This is a genomic window from Kitasatospora sp. NPDC059973, from assembly GCF_042737525.1.
Lineage (GTDB): Bacteria > Actinomycetota > Actinomycetes > Streptomycetales > Streptomycetaceae > Kitasatospora.
This window is the reverse complement of record NZ_JBHWUI010000061.1, coordinates 1-13,359: the sequence shown is the minus strand read 5'-3', so window position 1 is coordinate 13,359 and position 13,359 is coordinate 1. Positions and strand designations below refer to the sequence as shown.

12 protein-coding genes and 1 pseudogene are annotated in these 13,359 nt (G+C 74.5%); 6 read left to right on the top strand and 7 right to left on the bottom strand.

Features of this window, described 5'->3' with window-relative positions:
• Window positions 1-14 precede the first annotated feature (14 nt).
• The gene (locus ACFWA9_RS18340; RefSeq protein WP_329487439.1) at window positions 15-449 is read right to left on the bottom strand and encodes an Lrp/AsnC family transcriptional regulator; all 435 of its coding nucleotides are present in this window, start codon (window positions 447-449) and stop codon (window positions 15-17) included.
• Window positions 450-683: 234 nt separating this feature from the next.
• Here ACFWA9_RS18340 and ACFWA9_RS18335 point away from each other — a divergent pair, with 234 nt between their 5' ends.
• The 3 genes from ACFWA9_RS18335 to ACFWA9_RS18325 all read left to right on the top strand — a co-directional run bounded on the left by ACFWA9_RS18335 (window position 684) and on the right by ACFWA9_RS18325 (window position 3,442).
• A complete protein-coding gene (locus tag ACFWA9_RS18335; protein WP_329487440.1) occupies window positions 684-1,514 on the top strand; it encodes a tryptophan 2,3-dioxygenase family protein in 831 nt (276 codons plus the stop codon).
• A gap of 29 nt (window positions 1,515-1,543) precedes the next feature.
• Window positions 1,544-2,767 carry a kynureninase gene (gene kynU / locus ACFWA9_RS18330; RefSeq protein WP_380388251.1) on the top strand — a complete coding sequence of 408 codons (1,224 nt, stop codon included), beginning with the start codon at window positions 1,544-1,546 and terminating at the stop codon, window positions 2,765-2,767.
• Between the two features lie 177 nt (window positions 2,768-2,944).
• A complete protein-coding gene (locus ACFWA9_RS18325) occupies window positions 2,945-3,442 on the top strand; it encodes a F0F1 ATP synthase subunit B (RefSeq protein ID WP_380388249.1) in 498 nt (165 codons plus the stop codon).
• Between the two features lie 343 nt (window positions 3,443-3,785).
• Here ACFWA9_RS18325 and ACFWA9_RS18320 read toward each other — a convergent pair whose 3' ends face one another.
• Complete coding sequence (locus ACFWA9_RS18320; RefSeq protein WP_380388247.1) at window positions 3,786-5,279, bottom strand: choice-of-anchor A family protein; 1,494 nt, start codon at window positions 5,277-5,279, stop codon at window positions 3,786-3,788.
• A gap of 214 nt (window positions 5,280-5,493) precedes the next feature.
• Here ACFWA9_RS18320 and ACFWA9_RS18315 point away from each other — a divergent pair, with 214 nt between their 5' ends.
• Entirely contained in the window at window positions 5,494-6,204 is a 711-nt protein-coding gene (locus ACFWA9_RS18315) for a 4'-phosphopantetheinyl transferase superfamily protein (RefSeq protein WP_329487444.1), read from the top strand.
• 163 nt (window positions 6,205-6,367) lie between these two features.
• Entirely contained in the window at window positions 6,368-6,850 is a 483-nt protein-coding gene (locus tag ACFWA9_RS18310; RefSeq protein WP_329487445.1) for a DUF2269 family protein, read from the top strand.
• An 82-nt stretch (window positions 6,851-6,932) separates the two neighbouring features.
• Here ACFWA9_RS18310 and ACFWA9_RS18305 read toward each other — a convergent pair whose 3' ends face one another.
• Window positions 6,933-7,925, bottom strand: coding sequence for an Lrp/AsnC family transcriptional regulator (locus ACFWA9_RS18305; RefSeq protein ID WP_380388245.1), 993 nt, complete (start codon window positions 7,923-7,925; stop codon window positions 6,933-6,935).
• Between the two features lie 119 nt (window positions 7,926-8,044).
• On the opposite strand from ACFWA9_RS18305, the gene ACFWA9_RS18300 reads away from it, so the two are divergent.
• The gene (locus tag ACFWA9_RS18300; protein ID WP_380388243.1) at window positions 8,045-8,854 is read left to right on the top strand and encodes an inositol monophosphatase family protein; all 810 of its coding nucleotides are present in this window, start codon (window positions 8,045-8,047) and stop codon (window positions 8,852-8,854) included.
• Window positions 8,855-8,925: 71 nt separating this feature from the next.
• Here ACFWA9_RS18300 and ACFWA9_RS18295 read toward each other — a convergent pair whose 3' ends face one another.
• From ACFWA9_RS18295 to ACFWA9_RS18280, 4 genes and pseudogenes are all read right to left on the bottom strand, one after another.
• Window positions 8,926-9,879, bottom strand: coding sequence for an amidohydrolase family protein (locus tag ACFWA9_RS18295; protein ID WP_380388241.1), 954 nt, complete (start codon window positions 9,877-9,879; stop codon window positions 8,926-8,928).
• The gene (locus ACFWA9_RS18290; protein ID WP_380388239.1) at window positions 9,876-11,552 is read right to left on the bottom strand and encodes an acyl-CoA dehydrogenase family protein; all 1,677 of its coding nucleotides are present in this window, start codon (window positions 11,550-11,552) and stop codon (window positions 9,876-9,878) included. Before ACFWA9_RS18290 ends, ACFWA9_RS18295 begins: the two co-directional genes overlap by 4 nt.
• Before the next feature lie 136 nt (window positions 11,553-11,688).
• On the bottom strand, window positions 11,689-12,318 hold the full coding sequence (locus tag ACFWA9_RS18285) for a TetR/AcrR family transcriptional regulator (protein ID WP_352289629.1): 630 nt from the start codon (window positions 12,316-12,318) through the stop codon (window positions 11,689-11,691).
• Between the two features lie 251 nt (window positions 12,319-12,569).
• A pseudogene (locus ACFWA9_RS18280) lies at window positions 12,570-13,359 on the bottom strand (aminopeptidase); the annotation flags it as partial.

Here is a 13,359-nt window from a genome sequence, read left to right as displayed (position 1 = left end):
CGCCGGCGCGGGCGTCAGGGCGCGACCACCGGCCGCCAGGGCACCGGGCTGGAGAGGATCATCGAGCTGGCCGGCTGCCCGTAGCCGCCGAGGCGGTCGATCAGTGCCTCGAAGGCGGCCATCGCGGGTACCGCCACCAGCAGCACGCAGCAGGCCCCGCCGGTCACCCGGTGCAGCTGGAGGACCTCCGGCCACCGCGGCACCTCCGGGTCGCGCAGCACGCAGCGCGGGCCGTAGCACTGGAGCTGGACCAGCGCGGTGATCGGCAGCCCGGCCCGGGCGGGGTCGACGTGGGCGTGGTACCCGCTGATCACCCCCTCGGCCTCCAACCGGCGCACCCGTTCGGCGACGGCGGGTGCGGAGAGGCTCACCCGGCGGGAGAGTTCGTTGTACGAGAGCCGGGCATCGGCCTGCAGCTCGGCCAGCAGGCGGCGGTCGACGGCGTCCATGGCGGCTCCCGGAGAGGTTGATCGACTGGCTGGATCCCGCTCTTTTGCGATCGTAAAGGGAATCGGTGGGAAGACCTCTCGATCGGCAGGTCCGGCTGCGGTTGCCGTGCCCGGTGCCCATTCAAGTGGGGGCAGTGACCGCCGCACAATGGGGCCCCGGCCACTACGGACCAGCAGGCGGCCGCGTCACCGGTAGGGCGGCATCCGCCGGCCGGGTCATCAGGAGGGATCGGGATGGGGCACGACACGGTGGAGACACCCAACCTGTCGTTCGGTCGGGGCGGTGAGCCGGGTCGGGGCACCCCCTACGCCCGGTACGCGCGCCTGGAGGAACTGCACAGCCTGCAGCAGCCGCGCAGCAAGGTCCCGGCCGAGCTGTCGTTCATCGTCACCACCCAGGTGATGGAGCTGCTCTTCGGCCTGCTCCGGCACGAGTGGACGCTGGCCCAGCAGGCCATGCGCGAGGACGACCTGCCGGCCGCGCTGGCCGCGCTGCGGCGCGGCACCCATGTGCAGGACGTCCTGGTGGAGTCCTGGGACCTGCTGGCGACCATGACCCCGCAGGAGTTCAACGCCTTCCGCTCGGTGTTCGGCGAGGCCTCCGGGTTCCAGTCCTCGGCCTTCCTGCACCTGGAGTTCCTGCTGGGCAACAAGAACGCCGGCCTGCTGCGGATGTACGACGAGATACCCGAGACGCGGGCCGAGCTGAGCGAGGCGCTGCGCGCCCCCGGTCTGTACGACGACGCCCTGGCGCTGCTCGCCCGGCGCGGACTGGCGGTGCCGCACGAGCCCTCCGAGCAGCGGCACCGGGCCGATCCGGCCGTCGAGGCCGCCTGGCGGCAGGTCTACGCCGACCCCGCGCACGCGGCGCTGCAGCCGCTCGCCGAGGCGCTGCTGGACGTCGCCGAGCGGGTCACCCGCTGGCGCCAGCGGCACCTGGCAGCGGTGAAGCGCGCGATGGGCGCCAAGCCCGGCTCGGGCGGCTCCAGCGGCCTCACCTGGCTGCGCAAGGCCGCCGAGCAGGACGTGTTCCCCGAGCTGTGGACCGTACGGGACGAGCTGTGAGCGAGAGAGTGGGCAGGACGTTGGGCATCATGACGCGCGAGGAGTGCGCGGCGCTGGACGCCGTCGACCCGCTGGCGGCGTTCCGCAAGGAGTTCGCCCTGCCCGAGGGCGTCGTCTACCTGGACGGGAACTCGCTCGGAGCACTGCCGGCCCGCACCCCGGAGCGGGTGCGGCAGGTCGTCGAGGAGGAGTGGGGCCGCGAGCTGATCCGCAGCTGGAACGAGGCCGGCTGGTTCGAGCAGCCCTACCGGCTCGGCCGGCGGATCGCGCCGCTGATCGGGGCCGGGACCGAGGAGGTCGTGGTCTGCGACACCACCTCGGTCAACCTGTTCAAGGTGCTGACGGCCGCGCTGCGGCTGCGCCCCGGCCGGCACACGGTGCTCGGCGACGGCGCGGCCTTCCCCACCGACCTCTACATCGCCGAGGGCGTGACCGGGCTGTTCGAGGGCGCGCGCAGCGTGCTGACCACCCCCGGGGAGCTCGACCGGCACCTGGACGCGGACGTCGCCGTCGTCGTCCTCTCGCACGTGGACTACCGCACCGGCGAGCTGCTGGACATGCCCGGGATCACCGCCCGGGTGCAGGCCGCGGGCGCCCTGATGATCTGGGACGTCTGCCACTCGGTGGGCGCCCTGCCGATCGAACTCGACGCGAGCAACGCTGACTTCGCGGTCGGCTGCACCTACAAGTACCTGAACGCCGGCCCCGGCGCGCCGGCCTTCCTGTACGTGGCCCGGCGCCACCTCGCGGCCGGCCCGCGGCAGCCGCTGAGCGGCTGGTTCGGCCACGCCCGCCCGTTCGCCTTCGAGCCCGGGTACGACCCGAAGGAGGGCATCGGGCGCTTCCTGACCAGCTCGCCCTCGCTGCTCGGCCAGGCCGCGCTGGGCACCAGCCTGGACATCTGGGAGCGCGCCGACCTGGACGCGGTACGGACGAAGAGCCTGGCCCTGACCGACCTCTTCATCGCGCTGGTGGAGGGCCTGGAGGGGATCGAGGTGGCCACCCCGCGCGAGCACGCCCGGCGCGGCAGCCAGGTCGCCCTGCGGCACGCCGACGGCTACCCGGTGGTGCAGGCGCTGATCGAGCGCGGGGTGATCGGGGACTTCCGCGCACCGGACCTCATGCGCTTCGGCTTCACCCCGCTGTACCTGTCGTACGTGGACGTCTGGGACGCCGCGCGGCAGCTGGCGGAGGTGCTGGAGACCGGCGAGTGGCGGGCGGAGCGGTTCGGCCGGCGCGGCGAGGTGACGTGACCTGCCTGACCTGACCTGACCGGAGCGGGGCTGGCTCAGGTGCGGGACCGGCTCCGGTTCGGACCGGCCCGGGAACGGGACCGGCCCAGGAGCCGGTCCGCGGTTCGGCTGCGGTTCGGCCACAACCAGGACGGGCAGCACCTTCTATGACGGGACATCAGGTCATAGGGGGAGCAGATGAACTTCGAGCTCGGTCCGCTGAAGCCCGAACCCGGCCAACTGATCGTCGGCCTGATCTGCTTCCTCCTGATGGTCCGGGTGCTGGGCCGCCGGGTGCTCCCGCGGATCGAGCGGCTCCAGGCCGATCGCCGGGACGCCACCGAGGGCGGCGTGGAGCGGGCCGAGGCGCTCCACGCCGAGGCGGATCGCGTCTACGAGGCCTACCGGAACGAACTGGCGGACGCGCGGCACGAGGCGGCGCGGATCCGGCAGGAGGCCGCCGAACAGGGCGCGGCCGCCATCGCGGCGGCCCGCGAGGACGGGGTCCGGGAGCGCGACCGGCTGGTCGCCGAGGCCCACGCCCGGATCACCGTCGACCAGGCACTCGCGGCCGTCACCCTCCGGCAGGACGTCGGCGAACTGGCGGTCGACCTGGCCGGCCGGATCGTCGGCGAGTCGCTGGCGGCCGTCGCCGCCGAGCGCGACACGGTGGAGCGCTTCTTCGACGAGCACTGAGCAGGTGCGGCGTACGCCCGTTCGCGCCGGCCGAACGGGTCCCCACCCGCCAGGACGGGCCTGCCCGGGGCCGGTCGATCCGGTGGCCAGCTCAGATCACCGCGGATCACCGCAGGACAGCTCCCGGACCGGGGCCCCGGCCGACGGGGGCCGGTCGCGGGTCGGGGGGGGCCGGGGGGGGGGCGGGGGGGCGCGCGGGGCGGCCGGGGCGGGGGGGGGGGGGGCCCCCCGGGGGGGGGCCCCGGCCGCCCCGACGGAGCTCCGGCGCCTCGGCGGTCAGGCGCCTCGGTCCGGTGGGGCCTGCGGGTCTGGTGGATCTGGTGGATTCCGCAGGCCCTGCGGGCTAGCTGTGGCGTCCGCGTCGGCGGGCGACCAGGACGGCGAGGCCGCCGAGGCCGAGCACGGCGACACCGGCCAGGCCGAGCACGACCGGGCCGTCACCCGCGCCGGTCGACGGCAGCTGCCCGCCCCCGCCGGTCGACGAGCCGGGAGCCGGCAGATGGCTGGTCGGCCGGTGGCTGCTGGGCCGGTGGCTGGTCGGGCGCTCGCTCGGACCGGTCGGAGCGGGGCTCGACGACGTGGGGGCCGGGGTGCTGGACGTGGAGGTCGGCGACGTCGGGGAGGGTGAGGTCGGGGTCGGGGTCGGGGACGGCGAGGTGGAGGTCGGCGTGGGGCTGGGGGAGGTCGGCGACGGGCTCGGCGAGGTCGGCGAGGGGCTGGGCGTCACGGCGCAGTCCGGCAGGTCCCCGTCGAACGGGTAACCGTGGATCTCGTAGCCGCCGTTGCCGGTCTGGATCAGATTGCCCGCCAGGTAGACCCGGCCGTTCATGCCGGGCTGGGCGATGGTCGTGGTGCCGCCCGCGTTGCCCGCCATGACCGAGCCCTGGAACTGGGCGCTGCCGAGGATCCGCGCGTCGGTGGCGGTGGGGAAGTTCCACATCAGCCTGGAACGCATCTCGGTGGTCCGGTCCCCCGGGAGGCCGGTACCGGTGTAGGTGTTGATGACCGGGTCGGCCGCCAGCATGTTGACGACCACGGTGGCACCGGCCGGGACGCCGGTGAAGACCAGGCCGATCTGCCGGGTGGTCGAGCCCAGGTTCCCGGTGACGTTGAAGACCTGCTTCATGCTGGTCCCGTCCCCCGCGAAGGTGGCCTCGCTGCCGGTCACCGAGACCGTGCCGGTGGCGGTCGCCCTGGCGACGCAGGCGGAGACCTTCTCGATCTGGTTCAGCACCGACCGGTAGGGCGCGGCGGCGTCCGGATCCGCGACCGACCGGCCGGTGGGGTCGATGTCGACGGTGCCGGTGACCGTGCCCGCGTGGCGGAGGTTGCCGAAGGCCGCGCCCTTGGAGTCGCTGCCGCCGATGAGGATCCGGTTGCCGGTCTTGACGTCCACGGCGCCGCCGACGGTCACGAAGTCGCTGCCGTTGGGCGGCACCACCCGCGAACCGACCCCGACCACCCCCATGTTGAAGGCGCCGCCGCCCTGGCTCTTGTCGACGGTGAGGTCCCCCAGGATGACGATCTTGCCCTCGACCTCGGCCGCCCGGCCGTTCACGGTGTAGTCGCCGCCGGTGAAGACGTTGATCGTGGCGTCCCGCCCGGCGAAGTCCCCGTTGTGCGGCGGCGTCGGCCAGACCGCCGGGCAGTCGGGCCCGGAGCACGCCCCCAGCGGCGGGGCCAGTGGTGCGGCCGAGCCCACCGTCAGCACCGCGGCCATCGGGAGCGCGGCGACGGCGGTCGCCACCGCCAGTCGGACCGCCCGGCGTCCGCGGACGGCCGACGGCCTCCGGTCGGCGGCCGTTCTGCGCTCCGGCGAACCCATGCCCTGCTCCATCGACACATTCCTCCGCACAGAGAGAGCGGCGGGTAGCACAACCCGCCACGTTTCAGTTGATCCCATCCGATATACGACAGATCCGGTACATCCAACACCAAATCGGACGAACCACACCCTACAGACCGTCAGGATCGATCCCAAGCAGTCCGGGCGGGCGCCGATCACGCCCGCGGGCGGCCACGGTCACGGGCGGCCCCGCTAGGTTGGGACCATGACTTCCGAGGACCAGGACCCGCAGGCTCCGCTCGCCGCCGTCTCGGCCAGCGCGGACGTCCTGCGGCACCCCGAAGCCGGCGACCACCTGCTCACCGCCCTCGAACACGAACGCGCCGCGCGCTTCCGGCACGAGTCGGGGCGGGTCGACTTCACCGCCGCGCACATCCTGGTCCGGCTCTGCGCCGCCCGGCTGCTCGGCGTACCGGCGACCGGACTGACGCTGGCCCAGAACTGCCCCGACTGCGGCAAGGGCGACCACGGCCGGCCCTACCTGCCGGACCACCCGGACGTCCAGGTGAGCCTCTCGCACACCCGCGGCGTCGTCGCGGCCGCCGCCGGGTACCAGCCGGTCGGCGTCGACGTCGAGCTGACGGCCCGGAGCGGCTCGCTCCTCGACGTCGCCGCACGGGTCCTCAGCCCGGCCGAACTGCGGCAGGTCGAGGCGCACCCGGAGCCCGGGCGGGCGTTCCTGCGCCTGTGGGTGCGCAAGGAGTCGCTGATCAAGCTCGGCCGGGCCAGCCTGGACACCCTGGCCGGCGTCGACCTCTCCGCACTGCCGCTCGACGTGCCGGCGGGCGAGCCGCTGCACAGCCGCTACCAGGACCTCCACCTGCTCGACTGGGCGGACGTCCGACAGGGAGCGGCCGTCTCGGTCGCCAGCACCGCCGCCCCCCGGGTCGTGGTGCTGACGCCGCCGGCCGGCTGACCCACGGGCCCGCCCGCCCCCTGGAGCGTGGCCCCACCCGCGCGGCCGGGGCCCGGATAAGCGGTGTTAGCGTGCCTGCTCGGGGCTCGGAAACCGGACGCCCCGGCTGCCCGCGCCGCGTCCCCGGCTCGCAGCCCCCGTTGGATCAAAGGGTGTTCCCGCCATGGCCAAGTTCCTGCTGAGCCTGCACGTCCTCGCCTCGGTGCTGTTCATCGGCCCGGTGGCGGTGGCCGTCAGCATGTTCCCGCGCCGGGCCGCTGCCGCACTGGCCGGCGGACCGGAGCGGGCCGCCGAGGCCGGCACCCTGCGACTGCTGCACCGGATCACCCAGGTCTACGCGCTGCTGGGGATAGCCGTCCCGATCCTGGGCATCGGCGTCGCCCAGGTGATGGACGTGCTCGGGCAGTCCTGGCTGATCGTCTCCATGGTGCTCACCGCGCTTTCGGCGCTCGCGCTGCTGCTGTTCGTACTGCCCGCGCAGCAGGCCGCGGTGGACGCGCTCGACCTCGACGCCGGGGCACCGGAGCACGGCAAGGCCGTCCAGGGCCTGCGGCTGCTGCCGATGACGGCCGGGGTGTTCAACCTGCTCTGGGCCGTGGTCGTCGTCCTGATGGTCATCCGGCCGGGTTCGACCACCGGCGCCTGACCCTCGGCCGCCCGCCGGGGGATACCGGCGCGGGGGATACCGGCGCGGGGGCGCTGCCGCCTGCCCGGCGCCGCGATCCGGTTCAGGTCCGTGGTCGCGGACGCCACACCGGGACGCCCGCCCGCTTCACCGCGCGGGCGACGATCGCCGTCTCGGCCCGGTCGACGCCGAGCGGGCCGAGTGTTCCGGTGAGGAAGCGGTAGAGACCGCCGTGGTCCGCGCAGAACAGGGTGGCCACCAGGTTCGCCGGACCGCTGGTCGCGAACACCCCGTGCACCTGGGGGTGGCGGGCCAGCGCCGTACCGACCTCGGCGAGCCGGCCCGGGGGGACGTCCAGCCAGAGGTTGGCGTCCACGGCCATGCCCAGCAGCCGTGGATCGACGGTGGCGTGGGTGCGCAGCAGACCGGCGCCGGCGAGCCGGTGCAACCGGCGGCGGACGGTCGACTCGGGAGCGCCGACGGCCGCCGCCAGAGCGGCGTGGGACTGGCGGGCGTCCACGCCGAGGCGGGCGAGCAGCGCGTGGTCCAGCGCGTCGAGCGGGGGCTTCTCCGGGGCGGTCGCGACGGGCGGTGGGGTCAGGGCGGCCACCTCGGCCTCGTCCAGGTAGCCGGCCCGCCACTGCCCCGCGTCGGAGAAGGCGTGCAGCACCGCGTGCGCGGTGGTCTCGGTGACCGCCGCGGTGGCGGGCAACCGCCCGTACAGCAGCTGGTCCCGGCCACCGGCGTCGCCCTGCATCACCGCACCGATCTCCTGGCCGCCGAGCATGACGTCGACGAAGGGGACGTCCGGGCGGTCGGCCAGGGCCTGGGCGATGGTGTCGGCCTTGCCGCGCAGCACCCGGACGCGCAGCAGCAGCGCACCGACGGCGGCGTCCTCGACGTCGGGCATCCGGACCACCCGCAGCAGCCCGGTCTGCTGCAGCCGGGCCAGCCGGCGGGTGACCGTCCGCGCGGAGACGCCGAGCACCTCGGCGATCCGGCCGGTCTCGGCCCGGCCGTCGACCTGCAGCGCGCAGACCAGGCGGCGGTCCAGCGCGTCCAGCACGCTGTCCGGATCAGCAGTCGAGAGGTCCATGAAGTCCGATCTCCGCCGGAACCGCCCGGCTGTCCGTCCTGTTCGGCAGCACCGACGGTACTCCTGGTACCCGACGGCCGGGGTTCCCCTCCCGGCCCGCGACGGATCGGAGGACGGCCATGGACGAGGTACGGGCGCTCAGGGAACTGCTGCCCGGGGTCGAGGCGGCGGTGCGGGAGGTCGGCGCGGAGCTGGCGGCGGCGCGGCCGGCCGGCCCCACCCCCGGGCGGACGCTCGGGGAACTGACCGCGCGCTTCGCCGAGTTGGACGACCCGGCCGCCGCCCGGCTGCGGGCCCGGCTGGGCGCGCTGCGTCCGCAGGCCGGCTGGGTGAGCGACGAACCGGCGGGCACGGTACCGGCCGAGGGCGAGTGGTGGCTCTGCGACGCGACCGACGGCGCCGTGCAGTACCTGCTCGGCCAGCAGCCGTGGGCGGTCACCGCCACGCTGGTCCGGGACGGCGTCGCGGTGCTGGCCGTGGTGCACACCCCCGAGCTCGGCGGGCGGACGTACCGCGCGGTCCGCGGCGGCGGCGCCGAACTGGACGGGCGGCCCGTCGCACCGCTGGAGCGCGACCCGGCGGTGGCCGTCGCGGGGACGGCGCAGCCGCCGCTGGTGGCCGCGGACCCGGTGGCGCTGCGCCGCGCGGGCGAGTCGCTCACGGCGGTGCTGGGCTCGGTCCTGGCGGTCCGCTGCCTCGGCCCGACCTCCTTGCAGGTCGCCCAGGTCGGCTCCGGACACCTGACGCTGTTCTGGGAGTACGGGGCGGACGCGGGCAACCTGCTGCCGGGCGCCCTGATCGCGGCCGAGGCGGGCGCGACGGTGACGGACGCCGCCGGGGCGGCCTGGACGCCCGGCTCGGACAGCTTCCTCGCCGCCGCGCCCGGGCTGCACCCGGCCCTGGTGGAGGTGCTGCGGACCGTGCGGTGACCGGGGCGTGGTGGGTGCCCGGCCGGGCCGGCCGGGCACCGGGCGGCCCGCCACTGGTCGGCCCGCCAGGGTCAGCCCGTCGGGGCGAGCCCGAAGAGTGCGGCCGCGTTGTCGTGGCAGACCGCCCGCAGCCACTCCTCCCCCAGCCCCAGCCCGGCCAGCGCCTCCAGCTGGTGGACGTACCGGTACGGGATGTTGGGGAAGTCGCTGCCGAGCAGGACGCGGTCCTGGAGCGCGCGCAGGCGGGGCAGTTCACTGCGCGGGAACGGGTCGTCGGCCTCGACGAAGTCGGTGAACGCCATGGTGGTGTCCAGCCGGACGGACGGGTGGCGCTCGGCGAGGTCGAGGAAGTCCCGGTACTCGGACATGCCGAGATGGGCGACCACCAGGACCAGCCCCGGGTGCCGGTCCAGGACCTCGCCGATCGGGCCCGGGCCGGTGAACTTGCCCGCCACCGGCCCGGATCCGCAGTGGGTGACCACCGGCGTACCGGTCTCGGCCAGCAGCCCCCAGACCGCGTCCAGCCGGCGGTCCGTCGGGTCGTAGCCGCCGACCTGGAGGTGCGCCTTGAACACCCGGGCGCCGTCCTCGACCGCCCGCGCCACGTAACCGGGCGCCTCGGGTTCGGCGAAGAAGGTCGCGGTGTGCAGGCAGTCCGGGGTGCGGGCGGCGAAGTCGGCGGCCCAGGCGTTCAGCCAGGCCGCCATCCCGGGCTTGTGCGGGTACAGCATGGAGGTGAACGCCCGGACGCCGAACTCCCGCAGCCGCTCGACCCGTTCGGCCTCGGCGACGCGGTAGGTGATCGGCCAGGGCCGGTTGACGAGCGGACCGGCCAGGTCGAAGTACGCCCACACCTTGTCGAGGACGTTCTTCGGCATGAAGTGGGTGTGCACGTCGATCAGGCCGGGGAGGCCGAGCGCCTGCCAGAAGCCGCGGACCGCATCGGCCTCGTCCGCTTTGGTTGCCTTGTCTGCCTCGGTCGCCGTGTCCGCCTCGGCGGTCTCGGCCGCGTCGTCCGCGCTCATGCGGGCACCGGGCGGGCGCGGTCGATGATCGCCCCGGCGTCGAGGCCGGCGGGCAGGGTGCCGAAGGCCGCGCCGTGGTCGCCGCCGAGGCGGGAGGCGCAGAAGGCGTCGGCCACCGCCGGGTCGCCGTGGCGGACCAGCAGCGATCCCTGGAAGGCCAGCGCCATCGCCTCGACCAGTCGGCGCGTCCGGTACTCGAGATCGCTCAGATCGGTGAGCTGCTTGCGGAGTTCGGCGACGGCGGCGTCCAGCCGGCGGTCCGCGCCGGCGGCGGCGTCCAGCTCGCCGAGGAAGGCCTCGACGGTCTCCGGGTGCTTGGCCATGGCGCGCAGCGCGTCCAGGGCGGCGACGTTGCCGGAGCCCTCCCAGATCGAGACCAGCGGCGCCTCGCGGTAGAGCCGGGGCATCCCGGACTCCTCGACGTAGCCGTTGCCGCCCAGGCACTCCAGTGCCTCGGCGGCGTGCGCCGGACCGCGCTTGCAGACCCAGTACTTGGCGACGGCCAGCCCCAGCCGGCGCACCAGCGCCTCGGCCCCGTCCCCGGCCAGCGCCCGGTCGGTGGCCTCGGCGAGGCGCATCGCCACGACGGTGGCCGCCTCGGACTCCACCACCAGGTCGGCGAGCACGTTGCGCATCAGCGGCTGGTCGACCAGCGCCTTGCCGAACGCCCGCCGGTGCAGGGCGTGCTGGACCGCCCGGGTGGCCCCCAGGCGCATGCCGGAGGCGGCGCCTACGGTGCAGTCGAGACGGGTCATGTTGACCATCTCGATGATGGTCCGGACCCCCCGGCCCTCCTCCCCCACCAGCCAGCCGACCGCGCCGTCGTACTCGAGCTCGGCGGAGGCGTTGGACTTGTTGCCCAGCTTGTCCTTGAGCCGCTGGAGGTGGAGGCGGTTGCGGGTGCCGTCCGGCAGGACGCGGGGCAGCATGAAGCAGCTCAGCCCGCCCGGCGCCTGGGCGAGCGTCAGGAAGAGGTCCGACATCGGCGCCGAGGTGAACCACTTGTGGCCGGTCAGCCGGTAGGTGCCGTCCGCCTGCGGAGCGGCGGTCGTGGTGTTGGTGCGGACGTCCGAGCCGCCCTGCTTCTCGGTCATCGACATGCCGGCGATCAGTCCGCGCTTGCCGTGCGGCTCGCGCAGCCCGAAGTCGTACTCGGTCGCGGCCAGCAGCGGCTCCAACTCGGCAGCCAGCGCCGGGTTCGCGCGTAGGGCGGGGACGGCGGCGTAGGTCATCGAGATCGGGCAGGTGTGACCGGCCTCGACCTGGCCCCAGACGAAGAACTTGGCGGCGCGGGCGGAGTGCGCGCCCGGCCGGCCGTCCCGCCAGGGCGTGGCGTGCAGACCGTGGCCGACGGCGGTGCGCATCAGCTCGTGCCAGTACGGGTGGAACTCGACCTCGTCGATCCGGTGACCGAACCGGTCGTGCGTGCGCAGCACGGGCGGGTTCTCATTGGCCAACCGCCCCCAGTCGGCGGCCTGTTCGGAGCCGGCCAGCCGGCCGAGCTCGTGCAGCTCGGCCTCGGCCCAGCCCGCGCCGGCCCGGTGCAGGCCTGCGAGCAGGGTCGGGTCGGCGGCGGTGTCGTGCCCGTACGGCAGCGGCACCTGGTTGGTGACCTCGTGCGTCCGGGAGGGCGCGTACACCGGAGCGGGGGCCACCGGAGTGGGTGCGGTCACGTCGGGCGCGGTCGTGTCGGGCGCGGTCGTGTCGGGCGTGGTCGTGTCGGGCGTGGTCGTGTCGGGCGTGGTCGTGTCAGGCGTGGTCGTGTCAGGCGTGGTCGTGTCAGGCGTGGTCGTGTCAGGCGTGGTCGTGTCAGGCGTCGCTGTCATCGCGTCCTCCCAGGGCACGCAGGGTGAAGGAGACCAGGGCGGGGACCACCTCGGGCGGGGTGTCCCCGGAAACGGGTGCGTGGGCCGCGGCGAGCGGACCGGCCAGTGCCTCGCCCACCGCGCCGACCAGGGCAGCCGCGGTCAGCTCCGGGTCCTGCCGGGGCAGTTGGCCGGCCGCCACGGCGGTGGCGATCTCGGTGGCGATCACATCGCGGAACGCCCGCCGGAACACCAGCCGTTCGGCGTCCACGACGGCGTCGGCCGGCTCGACCAGCAGTACGTGGGCGAGCCTGGGCGCCCGCAGGGCGCGGGCGGCGAAGGTCTCGACCACGGCGGCGATCCGCCGCTTCGGGGTCTCGTGGCGGGCGACGGCCGAGGTCACCGCGGCGATCTCGCGGTTGACCACCCGGCGGAACAGCTCGACCGACAGCTCGGCCTTGTTGGCGAAGTGCTGGTAGAGGCTGCCGGTGGCGATCCCGGCGCGGTCCGCGACGGCGGCCATCGAGCAGCCGCCGTAGCCGCGCTCGGCGAGCAACCCGACCGCAGCCTGCAGAACCGCCTCGCGCTGGGCGTCCAGTCGGGCTTGTACGGCGGGGGTGCGTCGATAGGCCATGAAAGTATTGAAGCACCGATTCATTGCTTCGGGGAGGGGGCGCGCGGCGTTCTCCGCGTCCGGCGGGGGGCTTGCGTCCGGGGAGGATTCCGCGTTCGGCGCAGGTTCCGCAGCGGGCGGGGACGCCGAAGGGCCACCCGTCGCGATGGCGACGGGTGGCCCCGGTGGGCCGGTCGGCTCACGCGTGACACTCGGTGATGCGTGACGGCCGGCGACGCGTGACAGCCGTGGCGCGTTACAGCCGTGGCGCGTTACAGCCGGTGATGCTCCAGCTTGAGGCCTTCCTCGTCCAGCGGCCCGAACGGCGGGATCTGGTGGGACTGCGCGAGGGACTTTGCGGCGGCCGGGTCGGCCAGGCCGGCCCACTCCAGCACCTTGGCGGTGGCCTGGACCGACTCGTCGGCCTTCAGCTTGCCGATGTTGGACCCGTGGTTGCCGCCGGCCACGGTGTAGACGTAGCTGTCCTCACTGCCCCGGCCCAGCCGGAACGGCTCGGCGCCCCACGGGTCGTTCTGGCCGTAGACGAAGATCATCCGCTCGGCGGAGTGCTTCACCCAGCGGTCGATGTCGCGCATCGCGGACGCGTCGAAGCGCATCGGGATGTTCTTCGGCACGTACGTGCGCGGCGAGTACAGCTCCTTGTAGTCGTAGTGCTGCAGGCCCGTCAGGTGCGAGACGTCGAAGGACGGCGAACCCAGCTGGGTGCCCGCCTGGTAGTAGTACGCGGTGTACCGGGCGAGCGACTGGTCACTGTTGCCGGTGATGCCGGACTGGGTGTCGAACCACGCGTACAGCTGGTCGTCGGTGGCGGTGGCCGCCACCGGGACGTCGGCGCAGTCCGCCTCGGTGCTGTACTGCCAGAACGCCCAGACGACGTCGAGCACGCCCGCCTCGTAGGCCCGGTCGGCGCTGCCCGTGGTGGCGAAGGTGGAGCCGGCCGCCGCGTTGTCGGCCACGTAGCGGGCCTCCAGGCGGTCGCGGCGGACGAGCAGCTCGCGCTGCGCGGCGGCGAGCGTGGCCCGGCACTCCGGGGTGCCCACG

What these genes read in the sequence shown, in the direction of transcription:
- ACFWA9_RS18320 (WP_380388247.1), bottom strand. Translation starts at nt 5,279, where the DNA reads ATGGAGCAGGGCATGGGTTCGCCGGAGCGCAGAACGGCCGCCGACCGG.
- ACFWA9_RS18340 (WP_329487439.1), bottom strand. Translation starts at nt 449, where the DNA reads ATGGACGCCGTCGACCGCCGCCTGCTGGCCGAGCTGCAGGCCGATGCC.
- ACFWA9_RS18315 (WP_329487444.1), top strand. Translation starts at nt 5,494, where the DNA reads ATGACTTCCGAGGACCAGGACCCGCAGGCTCCGCTCGCCGCCGTCTCG.
- kynU (WP_380388251.1), top strand. Translation starts at nt 1,544, where the DNA reads ATGACGCGCGAGGAGTGCGCGGCGCTGGACGCCGTCGACCCGCTGGCG.
- ACFWA9_RS18285 (WP_352289629.1), bottom strand. Translation starts at nt 12,318, where the DNA reads ATGGCCTATCGACGCACCCCCGCCGTACAAGCCCGACTGGACGCCCAG.
- ACFWA9_RS18300 (WP_380388243.1), top strand. Translation starts at nt 8,045, where the DNA reads ATGGACGAGGTACGGGCGCTCAGGGAACTGCTGCCCGGGGTCGAGGCG.
- ACFWA9_RS18305 (WP_380388245.1), bottom strand. Translation starts at nt 7,925, where the DNA reads ATGGACCTCTCGACTGCTGATCCGGACAGCGTGCTGGACGCGCTGGAC.
- ACFWA9_RS18295 (WP_380388241.1), bottom strand. Translation starts at nt 9,879, where the DNA reads ATGAGCGCGGACGACGCGGCCGAGACCGCCGAGGCGGACACGGCGACC.
- ACFWA9_RS18310 (WP_329487445.1), top strand. Translation starts at nt 6,368, where the DNA reads ATGGCCAAGTTCCTGCTGAGCCTGCACGTCCTCGCCTCGGTGCTGTTC.
- ACFWA9_RS18325 (WP_380388249.1), top strand. Translation starts at nt 2,945, where the DNA reads ATGAACTTCGAGCTCGGTCCGCTGAAGCCCGAACCCGGCCAACTGATC.
- ACFWA9_RS18335 (WP_329487440.1), top strand. Translation starts at nt 684, where the DNA reads ATGGGGCACGACACGGTGGAGACACCCAACCTGTCGTTCGGTCGGGGC.